17 protein-coding genes and 1 tRNA gene are annotated in these 21,249 nt (G+C 52.6%); 12 read left to right on the top strand and 6 right to left on the bottom strand.

Features of this window, described 5'->3' with window-relative positions:
• Positions 1–90: 90 nt before the first annotated feature.
• Positions 91–1,020 (top strand): DMT family transporter, encoded by a 930-nt coding sequence (locus FYJ65_RS05560; RefSeq protein WP_154554363.1) that lies wholly within the window; start codon positions 91–93, stop codon positions 1,018–1,020.
• Between the two features lie 60 nt (positions 1,021–1,080).
• Here the strand turns inward: FYJ65_RS05560 and FYJ65_RS05555 are convergent, their stop codons facing one another.
• On the bottom strand, positions 1,081–1,449 hold the full coding sequence (locus FYJ65_RS05555) for a desulfoferrodoxin family protein (RefSeq protein ID WP_154554362.1): 369 nt from the start codon (positions 1,447–1,449) through the stop codon (positions 1,081–1,083).
• 430 nt (positions 1,450–1,879) lie between these two features.
• Between FYJ65_RS05555 and FYJ65_RS09680 the strand changes: the two genes are divergently transcribed.
• Positions 1,880–2,023 (top strand): iron hydrogenase small subunit, encoded by a 144-nt coding sequence (locus FYJ65_RS09680; RefSeq protein ID WP_235898209.1) that lies wholly within the window; start codon positions 1,880–1,882, stop codon positions 2,021–2,023.
• Here FYJ65_RS09680 and proC read toward each other — a convergent pair.
• The gene (gene proC, locus FYJ65_RS05545; RefSeq protein WP_154554361.1) at positions 1,996–2,784 is read right to left on the bottom strand and encodes a pyrroline-5-carboxylate reductase; all 789 of its coding nucleotides are present in this window, start codon (positions 2,782–2,784) and stop codon (positions 1,996–1,998) included. The genes FYJ65_RS09680 and proC overlap by 28 nt on opposite strands.
• A 41-nt stretch (positions 2,785–2,825) precedes the next feature.
• The gene (locus FYJ65_RS05540) at positions 2,826–3,044 is read right to left on the bottom strand and encodes a hypothetical protein (protein ID WP_154554360.1); all 219 of its coding nucleotides are present in this window, start codon (positions 3,042–3,044) and stop codon (positions 2,826–2,828) included.
• Positions 3,045–3,294: 250 nt separating this feature from the next.
• On the opposite strand from FYJ65_RS05540, the gene aroD reads away from it, so the two are divergent.
• Together aroD and FYJ65_RS05530 are read left to right on the top strand one after the other, a co-directional pair.
• The gene (gene aroD / locus FYJ65_RS05535; RefSeq protein ID WP_154554359.1) at positions 3,295–4,056 is read left to right on the top strand and encodes a type I 3-dehydroquinate dehydratase; all 762 of its coding nucleotides are present in this window, start codon (positions 3,295–3,297) and stop codon (positions 4,054–4,056) included.
• A gap of 204 nt (positions 4,057–4,260) precedes the next feature.
• Positions 4,261–5,475, top strand: a complete 1,215-nt coding sequence (locus FYJ65_RS05530; RefSeq protein WP_154554358.1) for an ATP-binding protein — start codon at positions 4,261–4,263, stop codon at positions 5,473–5,475.
• A 74-nt stretch (positions 5,476–5,549) separates the two neighbouring features.
• On the opposite strand, the gene FYJ65_RS05525 is transcribed toward FYJ65_RS05530, so the two are convergent.
• Positions 5,550–5,625: transfer RNA gene (locus FYJ65_RS05525), tRNA-Arg, on the bottom strand.
• 56 nt (positions 5,626–5,681) lie between these two features.
• Positions 5,682–6,557: a phosphoribosylaminoimidazolesuccinocarboxamide synthase gene (locus FYJ65_RS05520; RefSeq protein WP_330636975.1), complete on the bottom strand. Its 876-nt coding sequence runs from the start codon at positions 6,555–6,557 to the stop codon at positions 5,682–5,684.
• Between the two features lie 235 nt (positions 6,558–6,792).
• Between FYJ65_RS05520 and FYJ65_RS05515 the strand changes: the two genes are divergently transcribed.
• From FYJ65_RS05515 to FYJ65_RS05485, 7 genes are all read left to right on the top strand, one after another.
• Positions 6,793–9,759 (top strand): glycosyl hydrolase 53 family protein, encoded by a 2,967-nt coding sequence (locus FYJ65_RS05515; protein WP_206157318.1) that lies wholly within the window; start codon positions 6,793–6,795, stop codon positions 9,757–9,759.
• 229 nt (positions 9,760–9,988) lie between these two features.
• Positions 9,989–11,266 (top strand): adenylosuccinate synthase, encoded by a 1,278-nt coding sequence (locus FYJ65_RS05510; RefSeq protein WP_154554356.1) that lies wholly within the window; start codon positions 9,989–9,991, stop codon positions 11,264–11,266.
• Between the two features lie 151 nt (positions 11,267–11,417).
• Positions 11,418–11,963, top strand: a complete 546-nt coding sequence (locus FYJ65_RS05505) for a phosphatase PAP2 family protein (protein WP_154554355.1) — start codon at positions 11,418–11,420, stop codon at positions 11,961–11,963.
• On the top strand, positions 11,957–12,655 hold the full coding sequence (locus tag FYJ65_RS05500; protein ID WP_154554354.1) for a uracil-DNA glycosylase: 699 nt from the start codon (positions 11,957–11,959) through the stop codon (positions 12,653–12,655). Before FYJ65_RS05505 ends, FYJ65_RS05500 begins: the two co-directional genes overlap by 7 nt.
• A gap of 15 nt (positions 12,656–12,670) precedes the next feature.
• Positions 12,671–13,063, top strand: coding sequence for a GNAT family N-acetyltransferase (locus FYJ65_RS05495; protein WP_154554353.1), 393 nt, complete (start codon positions 12,671–12,673; stop codon positions 13,061–13,063).
• A gap of 2 nt (positions 13,064–13,065) precedes the next feature.
• Entirely contained in the window at positions 13,066–14,412 is a 1,347-nt protein-coding gene (locus tag FYJ65_RS05490; RefSeq protein WP_154554352.1) for a glutathionylspermidine synthase family protein, read from the top strand.
• Positions 14,413–14,638: 226 nt separating this feature from the next.
• Positions 14,639–18,778, top strand: coding sequence for a S8 family serine peptidase (locus FYJ65_RS05485; RefSeq protein ID WP_206157317.1), 4,140 nt, complete (start codon positions 14,639–14,641; stop codon positions 18,776–18,778).
• Positions 18,779–19,101: 323 nt separating this feature from the next.
• Here FYJ65_RS05485 and FYJ65_RS05480 read toward each other — a convergent pair whose 3' ends face one another.
• Positions 19,102–19,302 (bottom strand): DUF1858 domain-containing protein, encoded by a 201-nt coding sequence (locus FYJ65_RS05480; protein ID WP_154554350.1) that lies wholly within the window; start codon positions 19,300–19,302, stop codon positions 19,102–19,104.
• A 188-nt stretch (positions 19,303–19,490) separates the two neighbouring features.
• Here FYJ65_RS05480 and FYJ65_RS05475 point away from each other — a divergent pair, with 188 nt between their 5' ends.
• Positions 19,491–20,930, top strand: coding sequence for a hypothetical protein (locus FYJ65_RS05475; RefSeq protein ID WP_154554349.1), 1,440 nt, complete (start codon positions 19,491–19,493; stop codon positions 20,928–20,930).
• Positions 20,931–21,249: the final 319 nt, after the last annotated feature.

Here is a 21,249-nt window from a genome sequence, read left to right as displayed (position 1 = left end):
TTGAAAACCGATGAAAAAATATCCTTGCAAAGCGAAAACGCCCTTGGTAGACTTCAAAGGAAGAAACAAAAAGAGAGGACATTATAGGTAATGATTGGTTTTATTCTAGGCATCGTGGTGGGCTGCGCCCAGCCCATCATGACAAGTCTGAACACGAAGCTCAGCCAGCGGTTGCGGTCGACGCTTCTGCCAAGCTGTACGACATTTATTTTGGCGATGATTCTCACCGGCTGCGTACTGTTGGTGCTTCAGGGTAATCTGTACATTCCGCTGGGGACCATTGCCAAAGAGCCGTGGTGGATCTGGACGGGCGGAATCTGCGGAGACATCATCGTCATCTTCAGCATTCTGTGCCTGCCAAAGCTGGGAAGCGTGGAAACCGTGGTTTTTCTTGTGCTGGGACAGATTGTGTCCGGACTGTACATCGACCATTTCGGCGTGTTTGAATCCGCGGTAATCCCCATGACCCTCCTGAGAGCGGTGGGGGCGGTACTTGTTTTTGCCAGCGTGGTGGCGGTTTCCGGAAACATCAAATCGGACGCACCGGAGAAAGCCAAGGGCATCAACTTCTACCGATTCCTGGATTTTATCGCGGGCGTCGCTTGCTCGGTGCAGATTGCGGTGAACGGACGATTGGGTATTGTGGCCGGACTCAGCTTTCGGGCCACCATCATCTCCATGATTATGGGATTGCTGGGGGCACTGGCAGTGATTCTTTTCCTCCGACTGACCAAAGGACCGGGCAGCATCATCGACCCGACCCTCCCGAAAATCAAGGGCCATTGGTGGATGTGGACCGGCGGACTGTGTTCTTTTACCATTGTGGGCGGAAACGTCATCCTGCAGCTGCTCATGGGTACCGGATTGGCGACGATTCTCAATATTCTGGGACAGACATTGGCCGGCGTGGTGATTGACGCCACCGGATTCCTGGGAATTCCCAAGAAGCCGGTGACCCCGCGCAAAATCATCGGACTGGCGGTCATGATCGTGGGCACGGCATTGATCAGTTATTTTTAGATCGGATAACAATGAAAGAGCCCCGGGCGATTTGCCCAGGGCTCTTTCATTATCTTTGCATTATGCTTTCCAAAGTCCGTGCAGGTTGCAGTACGCGTATACCGCAACAACGGAATCATCCTCCGTCAGCGCGAATTCCAGCGCCGGCTTGTCACCCGGTTGAAGGGTCTTCCGCTGAGCCCCTTTCTCCGTCTCCACGGCAATCCATTCAATATAGTGATTTTCCACCATTGGATGTTCCACCGATCCGACGGTTACCTTTACCTTGTTTCCATCAACCACATAGGAAGGCACGTGCTTTTCCGCTGCACCGTCCGAAGTTCCGGGAACCAGTTCCGTCATCTTCTGTCCGCAGCATACCATCGGAACGCCGCTGTCTCGAATCATGCCGATCAAATTGCCGCAGTGTTCACATACTAAGAATTTCATTTGCTTTACCTCCTTTGATTAATTTCTCATCGTTACCGATGCATTTGCAGAACCATGTGCCAGTAGGGCATATGGTTCTTATATAATACCACTTTGTACAAAAAAATGTTCTATATTTAATTATATATTTTAAATATACATATAAAATATAATAAAAGGTAAAGCTGCGTGGTATAATGTCATAATAATAACATGTAATCAAACATAAAATCTGTGCAAAACAACAAAGGAGGAAAGGGTATGTTAGACGCACAATATTATGAGAAGACAGATGAAATCATCGCCAAGCATACAAGAGAATCGTATCGGTTTCCATCATGCCGTGCGCCGCAAAGAAAGAGGGAATCAAAGAAGTGGAGTTCGATTACAACGGACGCACCATCCGCGCAGCGGTTGTAAGCGGACTGGGCAATGCGGACAACCGGTACCGGTGGATCCGGAGAGTCGGATTGCGAGAAGCAAGGGCATCTATGATACGGACATCAACACGCAGATTAAGAAGTCCAATGAAAACCCATTGGTTCAGTCGCTGTACGATGGCCTGCTCTATTTCATAATATCCACAATCGCTTGAATCAGCGCGCCGCGAAGGCCGCTCGTCTCCAGCGTGGCAACGCCCTTTATGGTGGCACCGCCTGGGGAGCAGACCCCGTCCTTCAGTGCGGCCGGATGGGAGCCGGTCTCCATGGCATAGGCCGCAGAGCCTTCCATCATCTTCTCTACCAGACGGTAAGCGGTGGCCCGTGGCATTCCGTGGAGAACCGCCGCATCGGCCAAAGACTCGATGACGATGTCCATAAATGCCGGCGTGCTTCCCGCCACGATGCCGCCCAGGTCCAGAAGTTCCGGCGGCAGCAGTTCAATCAGGGCAATACTGCCGAACAGTTCGTTGAAAATCTCCAGCTGCTCTTCCGTCAGAGAATGATCGTTGGAACATACCAGCACGCCCTTGCCTACCTCAATCGGCGTGTTCGGCACCACGCAGATTACGTGGCAGCCCTCCGGAAGAAGTTCCATATAGCGCTGATGGGAAACCCCGTAGGCGATGGAAACGATGATTTTGCCCGGGAGCAGATCCCGCACTTCCCGGAGAACGTTCTCCACCTGCGTCGGAATGACGCCCACGATAACGATGTCGGAATTCTCCGCCACCTCAGCGGTAGTCCCCGGGTGAATGCCCAAAGCCTTGCAGTTGTTCTCCAGTCTCGCCCGGTTCCGTGCGCTGGCAGTAATCCGGGTTGCATCGATTCCGCCATGGGTAATAAAACCCCTTACAATGGCAGAGGACATGCTGCCAAGACCGATGATACCGATTCTTGTGTTTTCTGCATTCATAACGATAATTCCTTTCCATAAAAACAGTTTCGAGGAAGTCTTCACTGTCCGACTTCCTCGTCGTCTTTGGCGGGAAGCAGTCCATCCACCTCAAAACAAGTGAGCCAGGGATGCTCTTCGTACCGCACCGTAATCTCCCCATCGATGATGACTCCCTCCGCCGGATAATATACATTTCCCAGCTCACTGGGTTCCCAGGTGTACCCCTGTGCCAGCAGGGACTCCTTCTCCTCATCGGTAAACCTTACCGATATCTCCAATCGTGGAGGCGCACATCAGCTGGTGATGGTTTCCACCGAAAGGAGAACGTGGCGAAAGCCCCGCTTGTTCATATATGCAATTGCATTTTCATTTAAATGTGCCATGATATACCTCCGTGTATGAAGGGATTGTAACACAAAGGAAAAATGCGGTGCAAGGGGGTGGCTTAAGAATCGGACTGAGGTATAATTAGTCCAATGGGGATTTCATAAATCCGCATAATCAGGCGGAATGGAAAGGATAAGAGAGATGAATACTGTTAAGGTTAGAAATACGGTAATCGGCGAGGGTATGCCGAAGATCTGCGTGCCGATTGTGGGGGTTACAAAAGAAGCCATTCTGGAGGAGGCGAAAGCCATCACCCGGCTTCCGGCAGACGTAGTGGAATGGCGAATCGACTGGTTCGAGAACGTGTTCGACTTCGCAGCGCTGGAAGATGTGATGAAGGATCTTCGTCAGGTGCTGGGTGACCTGCCGCTGCTGATGACCTTCCGGACCTTCAAAGAAGGCGGTGAGAAAACCATCGAGGATGAAGTCTATGCGGACATCAACATCAAAGCGGCTCAGACCGGTTATGTGGATATGGTCGATGTGGAAATTTTCACGGGGGATGAAATCGTCCGGAGAATCATCGAGGGCGCTCATGCCGCCGGGGTAAAGGTGGTGGCGTCCAACCACGATTTCTTCAAAACGCCGGAGAAGGATGACATCGTCCGCCGTCTCTGCAAAATGCAGGAGATGGGTGCGGACATTCCGAAGATTGCCGTGATGCCGCAGAACAAGAAGGACGTGCTGACCCTCCTGGCGGCCACGGAGGAGATGGCATCGATTCACGCAGACCGTCCGATCATCACCATGTCGATGGCGGGCACCGGCGTCATCAGCCGTCTGTGCGGTGAAGTATTCGGATCCGCCCTGACATTCGGCGCAGCCGCAAAGGCATCCGCTCCGGGTCAGATGGGTGTGGAAGATCTGAAGCAGGTCCTCACACTCCTTCACGGAGCCCTGTAAAGATAATTCCGATACAGCTAAAGCCTTCCATTCCATCAAGGATTTCATCGTGTAAGTTCCTCTGGAATTTTTCGTTCGTAACTGTCGGTTTTATAGAAGTGTAGATTTTATCAGTTATATCTTATAGCTTTCGGAATATACCATTGAGCTTCAGCCGTAAATGTGTTACACTGTGTTCAGCCACAGGCAAGGAGGCTTATGCTTATGATTAAACGTGAAATGTATATGAAGCGCATCCGTCCGTTTATCGGAACGGAGCTGATAAAGGTCATGACCGGCATTCGCCGGTGCGGTAAATCGGTTATGCTGGAGCTTATAAAAGAGGAACTTGTGGAGTCCGGTATCAGCTCTGCTCAGTTCATCTCTATCAACTTTGAGGATTTGAACTTCTCTCATCTGCAAACCGCAAAGTCACTGCATGATGAGATTACCAAGAGAGCCGCAGAGATCAACGACAAAGTCTATCTGTTTTTTGATGAGATTCAGGAGGTAAAAGACTGGGAGAAGTGTATCAATTCCCTCCGGGTATCCCTTGACTGCGACATCTATATCACTGGCTCAAACGCAAAACTTTTGTCCGGTGAGCTTTCCACCTATCTCGGCGGACGCTTTGTGGAGTTCGTTATTTACCCCTTCTCTTTCGCGGAATTTCTAGAACTGTACCGTCCCATCGCACCGGATGAGCCGATTCAGAAATGCTTTCAGAAGTATCTATTATCCGGCGGTATGCCGTACCTTGCCAACATCCGCTACGAGGATGCTCCTTCCAAACTCTACCTTCATGACCAGTTCAACTCTGTCCAGCTAAAGGATATTGTGACGCGGAACAAGATCCGTGACATTGACTTGCTGGAACGCATCATCGCTTATGTGATTGCGAATGTGGGTACGACCTTCTCCGCAACTTCTCTAGCGAAGTTCTTCAAAAACGAGAAACGAACCGTTGCACCGGAGACCATCCTGAACTACATTAAATACTGCTGCGACGCGTATTTGTTCTATCAGGTCAAGCGTGAGGACTTGCAGGGAAAGCAGATTCTCGCCTCCAATGAGAAGTATTACATTGCCGACCACGGCATCCGGGAGGCTGTTTTCGGCGGCAATATGCGTGATATCAACCTCATTTTGGAGAACATCGTGTATCTGGAGTTGTTGCGCCGGGACTACAAAGTGACAGTCGGCAGAACCGGAGACAAGGAAATCGACTTTGTATGTGACAAGAGTGGAGAAAAACTATATGTTCAGGTTGCCTATCTGCTGGCATCCGATGAGACCGTCCGGCGTGAGTTCGGCGCGTATGACAATATCCGCGACAACTACCCGAAATATGTTGTCTCTTTGGATGAGTTCGACATGAGCAGAAACGGAATCAAGCACCGCAATATCCGCGATTTCCTGTTGGCAGAGGAATGGAATTAGAAATCAATGCATTGTAACATTGCGAAAGAAAAGCCGAAAGCCCTCGGAAATAAAGGACTTTCGGCTTTGTTTTATGGTGTCCCAGAGAGGATTCGAACCTCCGACACCCGCTTTAGGAGAGCGGTGCTCTGTCCCCTGAGCTACTGAGACAAACAAGGGCGACACCAACGATGAATCGGTATCGCCCGAACAGTATGCATTTGTTTTTACAGTTCCTTGCCGGTCAGGAGCGTGTAAGCTTCCTTGTACTTCGCAATGGTCTTGTCGATGACATCCTGCGGCAGCTTGTAGTCGCTGTCCGGGTTTGCCTTGAGCCAGTCACGAACGAACTGCTTGTCGTAAGACGGCTGGGACTTGCCCACTTCGTAGCCTTCCAGCGGCCAGAAACGGGAGCTGTCCGGTGTCAGCACTTCGTCTGCCAGAACAATCTCTCCGTTCTCGTCCAGTCCGAACTCGAACTTGGTATCGGCGATGATGATGCCGTGTTCCCGTGCGTAGTCCGCACACTTCTTGTATACGGCGATGGTGAGATCCCGAACTTTGGCAGCGTACTCTTCGCCGTGTCCCGGATAATCTCTCTCCAGAACTTCGATGCTCTTCTCATAGGAGATGTTCTCATCGTGATCGCCGATTTCAGCCTTGGTGCTCGGAGTGAAGATTGGCTCCGGCAGCTGCTGGGACTCCTGCAGTCCTTCCGGCAGCTTGATTCCGCAGACCTCGCCGGTTTCCTGATAGCTTGCCCAACCGCTTCCGGTGATGTATCCGCGAACGATGCATTCCAGCGGGAGCATCTCCAGCTTGCGGCACATCATGCTGCGACCTTCGAACTTCTCGTTCCGGAAGAATTCCGGCATATCATTCACATCTGTTGAAATCATGTGATTCGGAACCACGTCGCTGGTGAAATCAAACCAGAACTTGGACATCTGGGTCAGAACCACGCCCTTGTCTACGATATCGTTCTGCAGAATATGGTCAAACGCAGAAATGCGGTCGGTAGCAACCATGATCAGGCTGTCATCCGCATCGTAGAGCTCACGAACTTTACCTTCTTTAACCGGGGTATATTCTTTCATTTTCATAACTCCATTCTTTGCTGTACATAATAAGACTTTACTCAATAAATATACCACCTGTCGGAGAATTGTTCAAGAAATACACCCACAAAAATAAGATTCTTTCGGCTGAGGCGGCCGGGAAATTTTTCAGTGAATTTAGCAGGAAATAAACCGCTGGTTTATTTTCCGAGGATGTTATATATAGTAAAATTAAACAGGGTTATTGAAAAAATCGATAATGAGAAAAGGGGGAAAAGAAATGTTAAATCGATTGTGCAGAAAACGATTCGCTGTGGCGGTGATTTTGTGCCTGACCATGGTTTTTTCCGTGCAATCGGGAGCTGTGTTTGCAGACACTGCGGGGGATTCGGCACAGAACTCGGCATGGAATCAGTTTTCGAAGATTGAGAACATCAGCGACGGGACCATTCGCGGAGTGGATTTCTCCATGTATCAGAAGAATGTGGAGTGGAAAAAGGAATTTAAGGATTATCAGCAGAGACCGATTGAGAATCTGATGGAATTCCTCAAGCAGCAGGGCGTGAATACGGTGACCGTTAAGGTGGCGGTAAATCCTAGCGCCGGTGACTTGGGACAGAAGAACCTCTGCACCTTGGAGGATGGAATTAAAACTCTGAAGGCCGCCAAAGCGGCAGACCTGAAGACCAACATGGTGCTCCTGTTCTGCGATTGGATGACGGACAAAAATGACCAGACACCATCGAAAACCTGGGATGGAAAGGATGCAGACGCTGCGGCAAAGGCGTACACTAAAGACACCGTTCTGGCCGGATTCACGAAAGCCGGTTTTACTCCGGACATGATTACCATCGGGAATAACGTGAATTACAATTTCCTGGGATATAGCGGCAACGATTCTGATAAGGGCTGGAAGGCTATGGGGGATATCTCCGGCATCATCAAGGATTCCAACAAGGATATTCAGGTTGGAATCGGAATTGCGGCACCGGGAGATGCGAAAGATTCCTCTAAGGCAGAGGATGTTAAGGGGGTTCTTCAGGAGCTGAACAAAGAAAGGAACGGAGTTCAGTACGACGCGGTAGGCGTGACGCTGTACGGAAGCTATTACAGCACGGAGTACATTGCGGCGTTGAGAGATGCCTTCCAAAAATATGAAGGAGAGGCGAAAGCAGCCGGAAAGAATCTGTACGTTGCGGGTATTTCTTTCCCGACGAAAGACGACAAGGACACCTCGGCGACGAGAGATCGGCAGGCATCTCAGATCTACGATGTTCTGAAAGCCACCGTAAGCGGAAGCAATGAGGGCGGCTTGATTTACGATAATGCTCTCTTGGGTTGGGAGTCCTCAGCGTTGGTGGACAATTACGGTCACCTGAAGAAATCCATCGCTGCTTTCGCATATGGAAACGGCACAAAAGCAGATGTGACGGAGTGGTACAATCCGTACGAATACGGCGGAGAACCGGGACTGAAAGCCCAGAAGGTGAAGATTAAAAAGATTGATGGTATGACCAAGGATATGATCCGAGGCGTGGATGTGGGATCTTACAAAGCACTGCAGGATGCCGGCGTGAAGTTTTATAACGAGGAAGGAAAGGAAGAACCGCTGCTGAAGATTCTCAGCGATCACGGCGTGAACTCCGTTCGAATCCGCGTATGGAACGATCCGTGGAAACACAATACGGACGGCACCAAGACCACTTATGGCGGCGGCGGAATGGATCCGGACCGTGCTCTGGAGCTTGGAAAAGAAGCTAAGAAGTATGGAATGAGCGTTACGCTGGATCTGTTCTTCTCCGATTTCTGGGCCGATCCAACCCAGCAGATTCTGCCGAAAGCCTGGAAAAAGGATGCTGACGATACCGAACAGCTTCGAAGAGATTATTACGATTACACGAAAGAGATTTTCACGAAATTCAAAGACGCCAATGTTCCGGTAACGATGGTTCAGCTGGGCAACGAGATTACCAACGGAATTCCGGGCGCATTTGACTTTGACCAAAGCTACACGGACGCATGGGGCAGCAAGAGCAAGGTGAAGAACCGTCCGAGAACTGCCTGCATGTTCTTGAATTCTGCGGCATCCGCTGTACGGAAGGTATCACCGGATACCAAGATTGCCCTTCAGCTGGAGACGCCGAATCGCAATAAATACAAGACCGTAATGGATGCGTGGGAGAAGTATCACGTAGATTACGATGTACTGGGGTCTTCCTACTATCCTTTCTGGGCCGGTAGAAACGGAAACAAACTTTCGGATTTGAAGGACGTACAGAATCTGGCGAAGGAATACGGAAAAGAATTTGTGGTAATGGAAACTTCCTGGCTCAGCAGTTCGGAAGACTCCGACGGAACCAACAACCAGGTGGGCAAACCGAGCAGCTACGTGAACTACAAGGTGGGTCCGCAGGGACAGGTGGATTCACTTACGGATATGTACAAAGTGCTGGGCGCAAGCTACAATGGCCTGGGTGCGTATTACTGGGAGCCGGCATGGATTCCAACCGTTCCGGGACAGCACAATTGGGATAAAAATAAAGAAATTTCGGAGAAATACGGCAACGGATGGGCTGCAAGAGCGGCCGAAGGATATTCTCCGGATTTCAAAATGTTCTATGAAGAAAAGCCGACGGCGGGCGCCAGCGCATGGGACAATATGGGCCTGTTCGACTTTAACGGCTACATGCTGCAGAGCTTGAACTTCTATAAAGAAGCTATCGGCGGCACGAAGGCTGTGATGACGGTGAAGAAGCCGACTCTCACGTACAACGGAAAGACCCAGAAGCCGACCGTTTCCGTGACGATTCGAGGCGGAAAAGTACCGGCAAAGTATTACAAACTTTCCGGATCCACTGCCAAGAAAAACGTGGGCACCTACACCGTAAAGGCGACATTTAAGCAGGAATACAAAGGCGTCAAGGGAACCGTATCCGTGAAATACCGGATTGTTCCGAAGAAACCGGCAATGAAGTCGCTGAAGAAGGGACGGAAATCCATCAAGGTTTATTGGAAAAAACAGAGAGCGCAGGTAACCGGTTTCCAGGTTCAACGGAGCACCTCCAAGACCTTTAAGAAATCGGCGACAAAGCAGTACACGGTGAAGTCCGCGAAGGCCACCACGAAGAAGCTGACAAAGCTGAAAGCAAAGAAGCGGTATTACGTACGGGTTCGGACTTATAAGAAGGTCGGAAAGACGACCTACTATTCCGCTTGGTCCGCATCGAAGAATACGAAGACGAAATAGCGCGTAAGTGCGGTTGAATCCCCGAAAGCCTTGCATTGCACAGGAAATTGTTATACAATGGCCTGTGTGTGTGGCTCGGGGATTCTCCTTTTTGCAAGGAAAAACCGGAAGCCCATGCGATTTAAAAAAAGCTATTTTTACAACGGTAATTGGGCGATGCAGAAGGTCATTCATTGGACGAGGTCACAAAGCCTTTATGAGAGCAGAGTGCTGCATTAAAGGAGGAAATATGATTACAGCAGTTGTAGGAGCAAATTGGGGCGATGAAGGTAAGGGAAAAATTACCGATCGCCTGGCACAGGACGCAGATTATGTGGTTCGTTTTCAGGGAGGCAGCAATGCCGGCCACACCATCAAGAACGAGTGGGGCAAATTCGCACTGCACCTTCTGCCATCGGGCATTTTCAGCAAGGACGCGGTCAGCGTAATCGGCAACGGCGTAGCGGTAAATGCGAAGATTCTGGCAGAGGAGCTGAAGACGCTGGAAGATGCCGGCGTAGAGCACAGCAAGCTGATCGTTTCGGACCGGGCGCAAGTGGTAATGTCCTATCACATGCTTTTGGATGCGTATGAAGAGGAGAGACTGGCGGGCAAATCCTTCGGTTCCACCAAGGCCGGAATGGCGCCATGCTACTCGGATAAATACGCAAAGATTGGGTTCCAGGTGGGCGAACTGTATGCGGACAGAGAGACCCTGATGCCGAGAATCGAGAACGTATGCCGGATTAAGAACACGCTGATGGAGCATCTATACCACAAGCCGCTGTTGGATCCGGAAGAAATTTACAAAGAAATCAAAGAAAATGCGGAAATTCTGAGACCGTACGTGGCACATACATCCGCCGTGCTGCACCAGGCGCTGAAGGACGACAAGAAGATTCTTCTGGAAGGTCAGCTGGGTGCGCTGAAGGATACGGACCACGGTATCTATCCGATGGTCACCTCTTCCTCCACACTGGCAGGATTCGGTGCAATCGGTGCGGGCGTTCCGCCGTATGCAATTCAGAAGATTATCTGTGTGGTAAAAGCATATTCGTCTGCCGTAGGTGCCGGCGCATTCGTATCCGAACTGTTCGGGGAGGAAGCGGATGAGCTGAGAAGACGCGGCGGTGACGGCGGAGAGTTCGGTGCTACCACCGGTCGTCCGAGAAGAGTGGGCAACTTCGATGCCGTGGCAACACGGTACGGTTGCATGATGCAGGGTGCAACCGAAGTGGCACTCACCGTTGTAGATGTACTGGGATACCTGGACGAGCTGAAGATCTGCGTGGGCTACGATGTGGATGGAGAGATCATCACTGACTTCCCGAACACCATTCAGCTGGAGAAGGCAAAGCCGGTATACGAAACCATGCCGGGCTGGAAGTGCGACATCACCGGAATTACGAAGTACGAAGATCTGCCGAAGGAATGCAGAGACTATGTGGAGCGCATCGAAGAGCTGATTGGCGTTCCGGTTACCATGGTTTCCAACGGTCCGGCAAGAGACGAGCTGATTTTCCGGTAAAAAATACAGAACATTCATATAAAGACTCCATTCATCGTATATAATATGGAATAGAGCGGAGAGCCTGCGGCCTGGCCGCAGGCTTTTATAGTTAAGAAAAGGTTTTTACAGGAAGGACGGCCGCCCGGAGCGGCTTGGAAACGGAGGAAGAATGGGCAGCACAATTACCCAATGGGATGGAAATCTGCTGATGGAAATTCAGCATTTTGTCATACACGAAGGACTGACACCTTTGGTGAAATTCATCACCCACCTGGGGGACGCCGGAAGTATTTGGATTGCCCTGATTCTGCTGATGCTGTGTTTCAAGAAGACCCGGAGAGTTGGAGTCATTGCGGCGACGGCGCTGATTCTCTCCTTTGTGGTGAACAACCTGATGCTGAAGAACCTGGTGGGTCGAATCCGGCCGTACGAGATGTTCACCGGAGTTCAGCGGCTGGTGGAAAAACCCTCGGACTGGTCCTTCCCCTCCGGTCACTCGGCGGCTTCTTTTGTGACGGCGGTGGTGATGTTCCGGGAACTTCCCCGGAAGTACGGCGTGCCGGCGCTGACCCTGGCATTCCTCATCGCTCTGTCCAGACTGTATGTGGGCGTGCACTATCCGCTGGATGTGCTCTGCGGAGCTCTCAGCGGAACCGTTATTGCGCTGCTGGTATGCCGATTCTATGAACGAAAGGATGTGCTTTCAAAATGGTAAATATTGGAAATGATTGGGACGACGTACTTCGGGAGGAATTCAGCAAGGGCTACTATCTGAACCTGCGGCAGTTCTTGAAGAAGGAATATTCTCAGGGGACGGTATATCCGCCGATGAACGATATCTTCAACGCTTTTCGGTACACACCATATCAGGATGTAAAGGTGGTCATCCTGGGACAGGACCCGTATCACGAACCGGGACAGGCCCACGGGCTGGCTTTCTCCGTTCAGCCGGGTGTTCCGGAACCCCCGTCCCTCCAGAATATCTTCAAGGAGCTTCACGAAGATGTCGGGTTTGAAATTCCGCCAAAGGGGAACGGCTGCCTGATTCCTTGGGCCAAGTCCGGCGTGCTGCTTCTGAATACGGCGCTGACGGTGCGGGCGCATCAGGCCAACTCCCATCGGGGGAAGGGCTGGGAGCAGCTGACGGACCGGGTGATTGAGCTGCTGAATGAGCGGGAAAAGCCTATTGTATTCATCCTTTGGGGCAGCAACGCCAAATCCAAGGTGCCACTGATTACCGGGAAGCAGCATCTCATCATCACATCGGTACATCCCAGTCCGCTGTCCGCCTATCGGGGCTTCTTCGGGGGAAAATACTTCTCCCGGGCCAATGAGTTCCTGGAGGAACACGGCGAAGCACCGGTGGAGTGGAGCCTGTCGGGAAGAAACGAGTCGTTGGAAGGATAAGGAAAGGGTTGTAAAATGAAATATCGTTATAACGAAACGCTTCCGGCGGATTTTGCGGCATTGGCGCAGAAGTGCGGCGCGAGAATCCCTCTGAAGTCGGCCTATGAAGCGATACGAAACAGTCTTTTTACCGTGGGAATCTTTGAAGAGGAGCAGCTGGTGGCGTTTGGCCGCATCTGCGGAGACGGGGTGCTGTACTATCTGGTGTGCGACGTCATGGTGGCGGAAGAGTTCCGGGAACGGCACTTGGAGGAGAACCTCCTTCGGGAACTGGGCGACTACCTGCGGGAGCATCGGCGGCGAGAGAGCCGGGTGATGATTCGGACGGACCGGGCGTACGCGGAGGTTTGCCGGAAGCACGGCTTCAAATACGTGGATGAGGATTACGAAGTCATCATGAAGGGGTAGCAATGAATTTACGGGAACAGATATATGCGGATTACATCCGCGAGCTGAAGGAACATTACGAAGAGAATCGGGCGGCGGCAGAGGAGATGAAAGAGGAACTGCAGCATACTCCGCTGATTTCCCGGGGACGGCTGATTGACAAGCCGCTGGCGATGCAGAAGGTGTATACCCGGGAGGACGATTGGCGGTTTCGGGAAATCGTGGAGATGACCCACCGAATCTGCTGCAAGGTGATCGATCGCTATGTGGCGGATCCGGAATATCGGAAGGGCTTCGGCTTTTCCGAGAAACTGGAGGAGCTGATTCTGGCGGATCCGGGATATCCGGACGAACTGCCGATGGCCCGCTTCGATATTTTCTATCACGAGGATACCGGGGATTTCAAGTTCTGCGAGATCAACACGGACGGAACCAGCGCCATGAACGAGGATTTCCATCTGGACAAGCTGAACCTGCGAAACCCGGCTCACCAGGCCATCTGCCGGAAGTATCGGCTCCGGAGCTACGAGCTATTCGACAGCTGGGTGGAGACCTTCCTGGAGCTGTACACCCACTACCGGAAAAAACATCCGGAGATGCCGCTGGTGCCGACGGTGGCCATCGTGGATTTTCTGGATAAGGGGAACGTGCCGGAGTTCTACGAGTTCGCCGCGCGGTTTCGGCAAAAAGAAATTTACGCCCAGGTCATCGACATCCGGTCGCTCCGCTACGAGGACGGCCGGCTGCTGGCACCGGAGGGCTATGAGATTCACGGAATCTACCGCCGGGCGGTGACGGCGGATGTGATGGAGGAGTACGATTCGGTCACGGCGCTGCTGGATGCCTATCGAGAGGGAAATGTTTTCTTGTGCGGCTCTTTCCGAACCCAGGTGGCCCATGCCAAAACCTTCTTCAGCATGCTGCACCGGGAGGAGACCCGGGCAATTCTCACGGCAGAGGAGAACCGGTTCGTGCGAGAGCATGTGCCGTACACCTGCGACTTCGGGGAGGAGGGCATTAAGCTGGAGGAAGTGATTCGAAACAAAGACAAATACATCCTCAAACCCAACGATTCCTACGGATCCGACAGTGTGGCGGACGGCCGGGGCCGGTCGCCGGAGGAATGGCGGGAGGTGTGCGAGGCATACTACAACAAAGGATTTATCTGCCAGGAATACGCGGAGCAGTATGCGACTCCCAATGTGGACTTCATGTTCGGAGACGGAAGGACGTGGGATTACATCAATATGAACGGATTGTATTCCTATAACGGAAGTTTTGCCGGGGTGTTCACCCGGCAGGCGAGGGGGACGATTATCGCCTCCCACGGAAGCGAACGAAACGTGGCCAGCTACCTGGTGACGGAGTAAGACGGTGCGCCGGAAGGGCGCGATAAAGAAAAAAACGGTGAAATCTTAAGGAATCTTAAGATTTCACCGCTTTTTCCTATGGTACAATATTTATAAATTGCGGATGCCGGAGCTGCCGGCGGGTGTTCATCTTCCCCCGATTCGAGCGCTCGGCAAACCGGTAGGGACGGATTCGCAATTTATTTTTACCGAACAGAACACATCAACACAGACAGGGGTAAGAGCAATGAAGAAAAAGACTCACCGAATGAAGACCACAGGGAAGAAGCTGACGGTGTTGGCGCTGGCCTGCGGAATGACCATCAGCATGATGCCATTCCAAGCTGCAGCGACGACGGAATCGGAACTGCCGAACCTGGCCGCCTCCGCCAAGGGGAGCCGCCTCACCGGAGCTGTCAATTCCGGGAAGAAATATCCGGAATGCGTACCGAACCAGGTGGTAGTACAGTATAAGGAAGGCGCCGTTACCACGGATGCGCCGACGACCAAGGAGAAGAAGATGGCGCGCCGGGCCGCTACGGCAGAATCCTTCGGCAGTGCCATGAAGGAAAAGTCCGGCGAACGGCAGAAGAAAGCGGAGAACACTTTGGGACAGCAGGCGGAAATCCTGGAGAAATCCTTGGACAAGTACGAGATTCAAGATACGATTGCCCTGACCCCGACGAAATCTTCGGAAGATGAGACGGTCATCAGTGTCGTTTCCTCGAAGGACGGAAGCGCCAAGACCTTGGCAAAGGAATTGGAGAAGAACCCGGAAATCAAGAACGCGGAGCCGAACTATATTTTTGAGGCGAAGGATACGGGAAACCGGACGGGATGGAACGATGAGTACCTCCGCACCGCATGGCATCTGGACGGCATCCACGCCCCCGCCGGCTGGGAGGCCTATGACAAGACCGCAGAGAAATCCGCAAAAGACGTGGTAGTTGCGGTAATGGATACGGGAATCGATTACGAGCACGAGGAATTGAAGAGCCACATGTGGAAGGCCCCGAAGGGCTTCAAGCTCACCGGCACCTACGGTCACGATTTTGTAGAGGAGGAGGCGGATTTCTGGGACATTCTCCTGGGTGGCAATGCTTCCGACGATCCGGACGGCATCGACCCGATGGACCAGAACGGCCACGGCACCCACTGTGCCGGCATCATCGCGGCTCAGGCCAACAACGGCACCGGAACCGCCGGCGTATTCGGCAGCGACAAATCCGGCGACAGCAGCGGCATCCGGCTGATGGGCATCCGGGTGCTGGACAGCGACGGCAGCGGCACCCTGAGCGGAATCCTCAAAGGTTTCTACTATACTATTCGGGCCAAGCAGCTGGGCGTGAACCTGAAAGCCATCAACTGCTCCTTTGGCGCGGATGTGGATTCCGACATTTACGACTCCGTCATCGACGAAGCGGGCAAAGCGGGCATTCTCACCATTTGTGCCGCAGGAAACGAGACGTCGGACAACGACCTGATTGCCAATGCTCCGGCCAACACCGGCTCCGATTACGGCGTTTCGGTGGCGGCTTCCGCCGAGGACGGCACCCTGGCATCCTACTCCAACTACGGAAAGCGGAACGTGGATGTGATGGCGCCGGGCACCAACATCCTCTCCTCGGTGAGCTATCCGAACTACACCCCGTGGCTGTACTCCGCCGATAAGGTGAAGCAGCTTTCGGAGTATTACGGGGAATTCAATAAAGATTCCATAAAAGAAAACGGCATCACCCCGGTAACCGGAACAGACGCTTCCGGCAAGTCCATCGACGGCATGAAGGAATTCGGCGCCGCGGTGACCGGAAAGAAGCTGAGCAAGGGCAGCAAGGGAAAAGCGGAGCTGACCATCGACGAATCCGAAGACGCTAATTTCCGCGCCTCCGGCGACAAAATCGCGTTGAAGTGGAAGATTACCGGAGCGAAGAACGGTGACATGTTCCTGCTGTACTTCCCATACGAGAAGAGCGGAGAATCGGATGGATCCAATACCTACTGCAACATCGCCTACCGGACTATCACCCAGGGCGGGGGTTCCGGATTCTTCATCGCGGGAGACATTGCGGCGGACGTATCGGATCAGGGGACCATCCAGTCCCTGAACGTGGCTTCCGAGGATATTAACCAGACGGATTCCAGCATGAACGATGTGTGGAGAGCCGAAGGAAATACAGATTTGCTCTCTGCATCCGGTGCGAAAGGGGAAAACTTCGGTCTGGGATTCATCTACCAGGTGGGAGATGAAGGCGATGCCACCATCGAAATCAGCTCCCTGGGAATTTCCAAAGCCGGTGCGGATGCGGATCAATTCGGCAAATACGCCCTGTTCTCCGGAACTTCCATGGCCACTCCGGTGGTCACCGGTTCCGTGGCCCTGATTGCGGCGATGAATCCGACTGCGGATGCGAAGCAGCTGAAATCCATCCTGTATCAGACCACCAACGATCGATATAAGAACGAAGTATCCACCGGCGGCGGAATCGATTTCGACGAATACACCGCCAACAGCGTTTCCGCCAAACCGGCCGTCCGGTCGGCCAAGGTGGACCCGAAGAAAAATCAGGTGATTCTGGAGGGTGCCGGATTCGGAACCAATCCGGAAATCACGGTGACCAATACGGTTCAGGACACCAAGCGAGACATCGCTTCCAAGGATGTGTCCTCCGACGGCAGCAAAATCACCATCTCCAATGCATCCTCGTACAACCTGGCGGGAAGCAGTATTGCTTTTAGCTTAAAAAACGGAGAGAAGACGGGCAGAGGCATCTTCTATCTGGTAAAAGGAAATGCCGAATACAAGAAGGAGTTCGTCCTGTCGGATGAAGAGGAAGAACGCAGCGACGCGGCGGCCCGCAACAAGAGTTCCTCATCCAAGGACCTGCTCGACGACGAGGAGGATGCAAGCTCCGATGGCGATAACGTCCAGTGGATTCCGAACGATATCCGGAAACTGGGATACGATGCGGGAAGCGGAAATCTGTATACCGTGGACAAGAACGACTACGACCGGGTGGGTCAGAGCCTGGATGACGCAGTGACGAAGTATGCGAAGAGTCAGGAGAAGAAGCACTTCCTCTGGAAGCTCAAGAAGGGGGAACGCCCGGAAATTACGTTGGTGACCAATGCGACATATATGAGGGGCAACGTCTATGAGGTAATCTGCTGCGATCTGGGCGACCGGAAGTCTTACATGCTGGTGGGCATGGATCTGACCGGTAGCAAGAAGAACTGGACGGTATATTCCGACACGCTGATTGACAAGGGCAGCATGCCGAGCACCATCGATGAAGAGAGCGCCGGCTGCACCGCTTTGGCAGGAATGAACGGGAACCTGTATCTGACGGGCGGCGCAAAGAAGGAAGGCAAGAAGATTATGCCGTCCGCTGAGACCTGGAGCTGCCCGGTAAAATCCGGCGCAATGTGGAAGAAGAAGGCGAACCTGCCGGAAGGTCTGTACGACGGCAAGGCCTTCGCTCAGAACGGAAAGCTGTACTACGTTCTGGGCCGGAACAGCAATGGACTCAATTACGATGTGATGGCCTTTGACGGCAGAAAGTGGCAGAAGGCGGGTACCCTGCCAAAGGTACTGAACACAACCCTTACGCAGGATGTTTTTGAACAGAATCTGGTAAGCTGCGCCGTGGGCCTGGATGCCAAGGGCATCGTGTTCGGCGGCGCCTCCTCCGACGGCAAGGGAGATACCTACCGGTTCAACACCTCCACCGACAAAACCGAGGCCCTGAGCTATACCCTCTGGGGAAAAGGACAGGAGACGGCAGCTTACGGTTCGTCAGCCGGAAACCGGTTCTATGCGGAATACGTGTCTTACGATGACGATATCACCTATGAGACGTTCAAGAGCATCCCGGTTGAAAGTGCATACCGCACCTTCAAAGTGAAGAAGAGCGGCAAGGGCTCCGGCACGGTCACCGGCACCGCCGGCGTTCTGAACGGGGAGACCATTACGCTGAAAATCACTCCGAAGAAGGGATCCTACGTCTATTCCTACAGCATCAGCCGTTACGGCAAAAAGAAGAGCTTCAAGAAGCCGACGTCGGCCGCAAAGAAAGGCCAAAGCATCAAGCTGAAGGCCACGAAGGATGCCACGATTACGGTGCATTTCGGAAAAATCTGCACCAAGGTGAAGATGAACCGAAAATCCGTGAGCCTGAAGCGGGGAAAGAGCATAAAGCTGAAGGCTTCCGCCAACGGCACCAACCGCAGCGTCACCTGGACGGTGTCCAACCGGAAGTATGCCAAGGTGACCAAATCCGGAAAGGTGACCATCCGGAGAAGCGCCCGCCGCAGCGCCAAAATCCGGGTCACCGCCCGCTCCAAGGAAAACCGGAAGCTGAAAGCTGTGTGTGTGGTGAAGGTCCGGTAGCCTCCGGCGAGGAAAAAGTGAAGAACCGAAAAATGCAACGAAAAAGACAAGGCGATGGGGGGTGCCTTGTCTTTTCCTTCGTGTTAACTTATGTTTGAGATTGGGTGGTGATAGAATTCTGTAAACAGCATCTCTTCTGTTTACAGTTACTATTATATGCAAAAACCTTAAACCAACTTAAAGGATTGGTTTTTACATCTCCAATAATCGGTCGATTCCGGCTGCGCCGGAATCTTCCCATCTTCATGTTTGGTCGGCTTCGCCGACCCCTGATATGCGCTCCGCCGATCGAGCTCGCCGAGCCGGTCGCCTAGAGCCGCGGACTATTCTGCTTTTAGTGCGTCGTTCAGAGCGTTTACCAGTGCGTCCGCGTCGAGGCCGTGAACCTGGGATGCCTGCTCGATGGACTCACCCTGAGAAGCCGGGCAGCCGATGCACATCATTCCGTTCTGGAAGAATGTCTCGATCAGTTCCGGATGTGCGGTGATAACTTCGCCGATGACGTTGTCCTTCGTAATTGCCATTTATATAACTCCCTTCATATTCCTTAGGAAAAATTTTCTACGAAAGTTACAATACCATTGATTTCAAGGAAATGCAACACCTTTCACAAATCTTTCATGAAAATTCCTATCAAATCACTCTGAATTTCCTTGCGATGAGATTTTTGTCGTGATAAAATCGTTTCCATATTGTGGGTAGGAGTAAAAATATGAAACGACTGGATAAAAATATTTTGGTAGCACGAATGGGGCTGGAAAAAGAAAGTCTTCGTGTAGACCGACGCGGCCGGCTGGCTCAGACGGCCCACCCGTTCCAGGAGGATGTGGAATTGGATGTGGATTTCAGTGGGAATCAATTGGAATTTGTCACGGATGTGTGCGATTCCGCGGATGAGGTCTGGGAGGCATTGCGGCGGCTGCACCGGAAGGCGGCCCGAGTGCTGGAAAAACGGGAGACCGGGCCGGAGTACCTGTGGCCTTTCAGCAACCCGCCCTATGTTCAGGCGGAAGGGGAGAATCCGCCCATGGAGTTTTACGGGGAGAAGGCATGGAAGACGGCCTACCGGAACCATTTGAGAGACCGGTACGGCACGCAGTTGATGCTGTATTCCGGGATTCACTTTAACCTGTCTTTTCCGGAGAAATTCTGGGAAGCAATTTCGGCAGTAGGGGATGCCGGCGTTGGAACCGGCTGTGCCGGCGAAAAGCGCCGGAGTGCGGATGCCGCCTATTTGAATTTGGCGGCGTGGACCACCCGGTACGCATGGCTGATTGTGTATCTTTTTGCGGCGAGTCCGGTACTGGATGAAAGCTATTTTTGTCCGGGGAAAAAAGACGGCACGCCTTGCCTGAAGTATGCCAGTCCGCGGAGCAGTGAAATCGGCTATTGGAACGATTTCGAGCCGGTGCTGGATTACCGCAGCCTGGAGGGGTACGTGGATTCCATCCTAAAATACACGGAGGACGGGACTTTGATGTCCCCGGCGGAGCTGTACTACCCGGTGCGGCTGAAGTCAGCGGGACTGTATGATTTGGAACGCCTGCGGCGGGAAGGGGTGAGCCATATCGAGATTCGGATTATCGATGAAAACCCGTACTCGGAAATCGGGATCTTCCGGGAGGATGTGCGGTTTCTACATCTCCTGATGGTGTACCTGGCGAGTCGGGCGCCGAAACCGTTCCCGGAGGGCGAGCAGCTTCGGGCGCTTCGTGACATGAAGCGCGCCGCGCTGTTCGATAATTCCACTTGCCTTTCCAACGGCCTCAGCATCCGGGAGAACGCGGTGCAAGCTTTGCAGGAAATGGAAGAATTCTTTGAGAGGGGCGGCGGCTCCACCCCTGAGGGTGGCGTTGCCCCTGTTGCCGGTTCCGCCCCCGAGGGGATTGCAGCGCCTGTGACAGGCTCCGCGATTGGTGGAGGCTCCGCCAACGGTGACAGCCCCACATCCGTTGGGATTGCAGCACCGGTGACGGGCTCCGCCTCCGCCGAGTGGGCATATATCCGGGAAGCACTGGATTTTCAGTGGCGCAAACTGGAACCGGGCGGCCGCCCCGCAGAAATCATCCGGGAGGAATTCCGGAAAGAGTATAACCGGAAAGGATTGGAATTGGCAAAAGCCCACAGTCGAAAACTGTGTCAGGAAGGCTAGCATACAAAGGCGACTGGGCACACCGCCCCGAGTCTAATTCGGGCCGTTTGCGAGATATCTTCGAAAATTGACGACGAAACGCTCGGAACCGAGGTTTCGTCGTCAACTTCCTTGTGGCCGTCGTGTGAATTAGAGCTGAATGCCCGGAGAAGAGGGAAGGATGAGGCCCCGGAAGAAGAAAATCCGGGCTAACCTGAATTGAAAAAGTAAGTTCTGCTTTTGTTATGGCAGCACTGGATTTTAAATTTGCAAATCCAGACAAGAAGTTACTTTTGCAAAACAGTTGCGCTGTCTTTTTCATTTGATGGAAGTGGATAGT

The organism is Mogibacterium kristiansenii, assembly GCF_009695905.1.
GTDB classification, from domain to species: Bacteria; Bacillota; Clostridia; order Peptostreptococcales; family Anaerovoracaceae; genus Mogibacterium_A; species Mogibacterium_A kristiansenii.
This window is presented reverse-complemented; position numbering and strand designations above follow the sequence as displayed.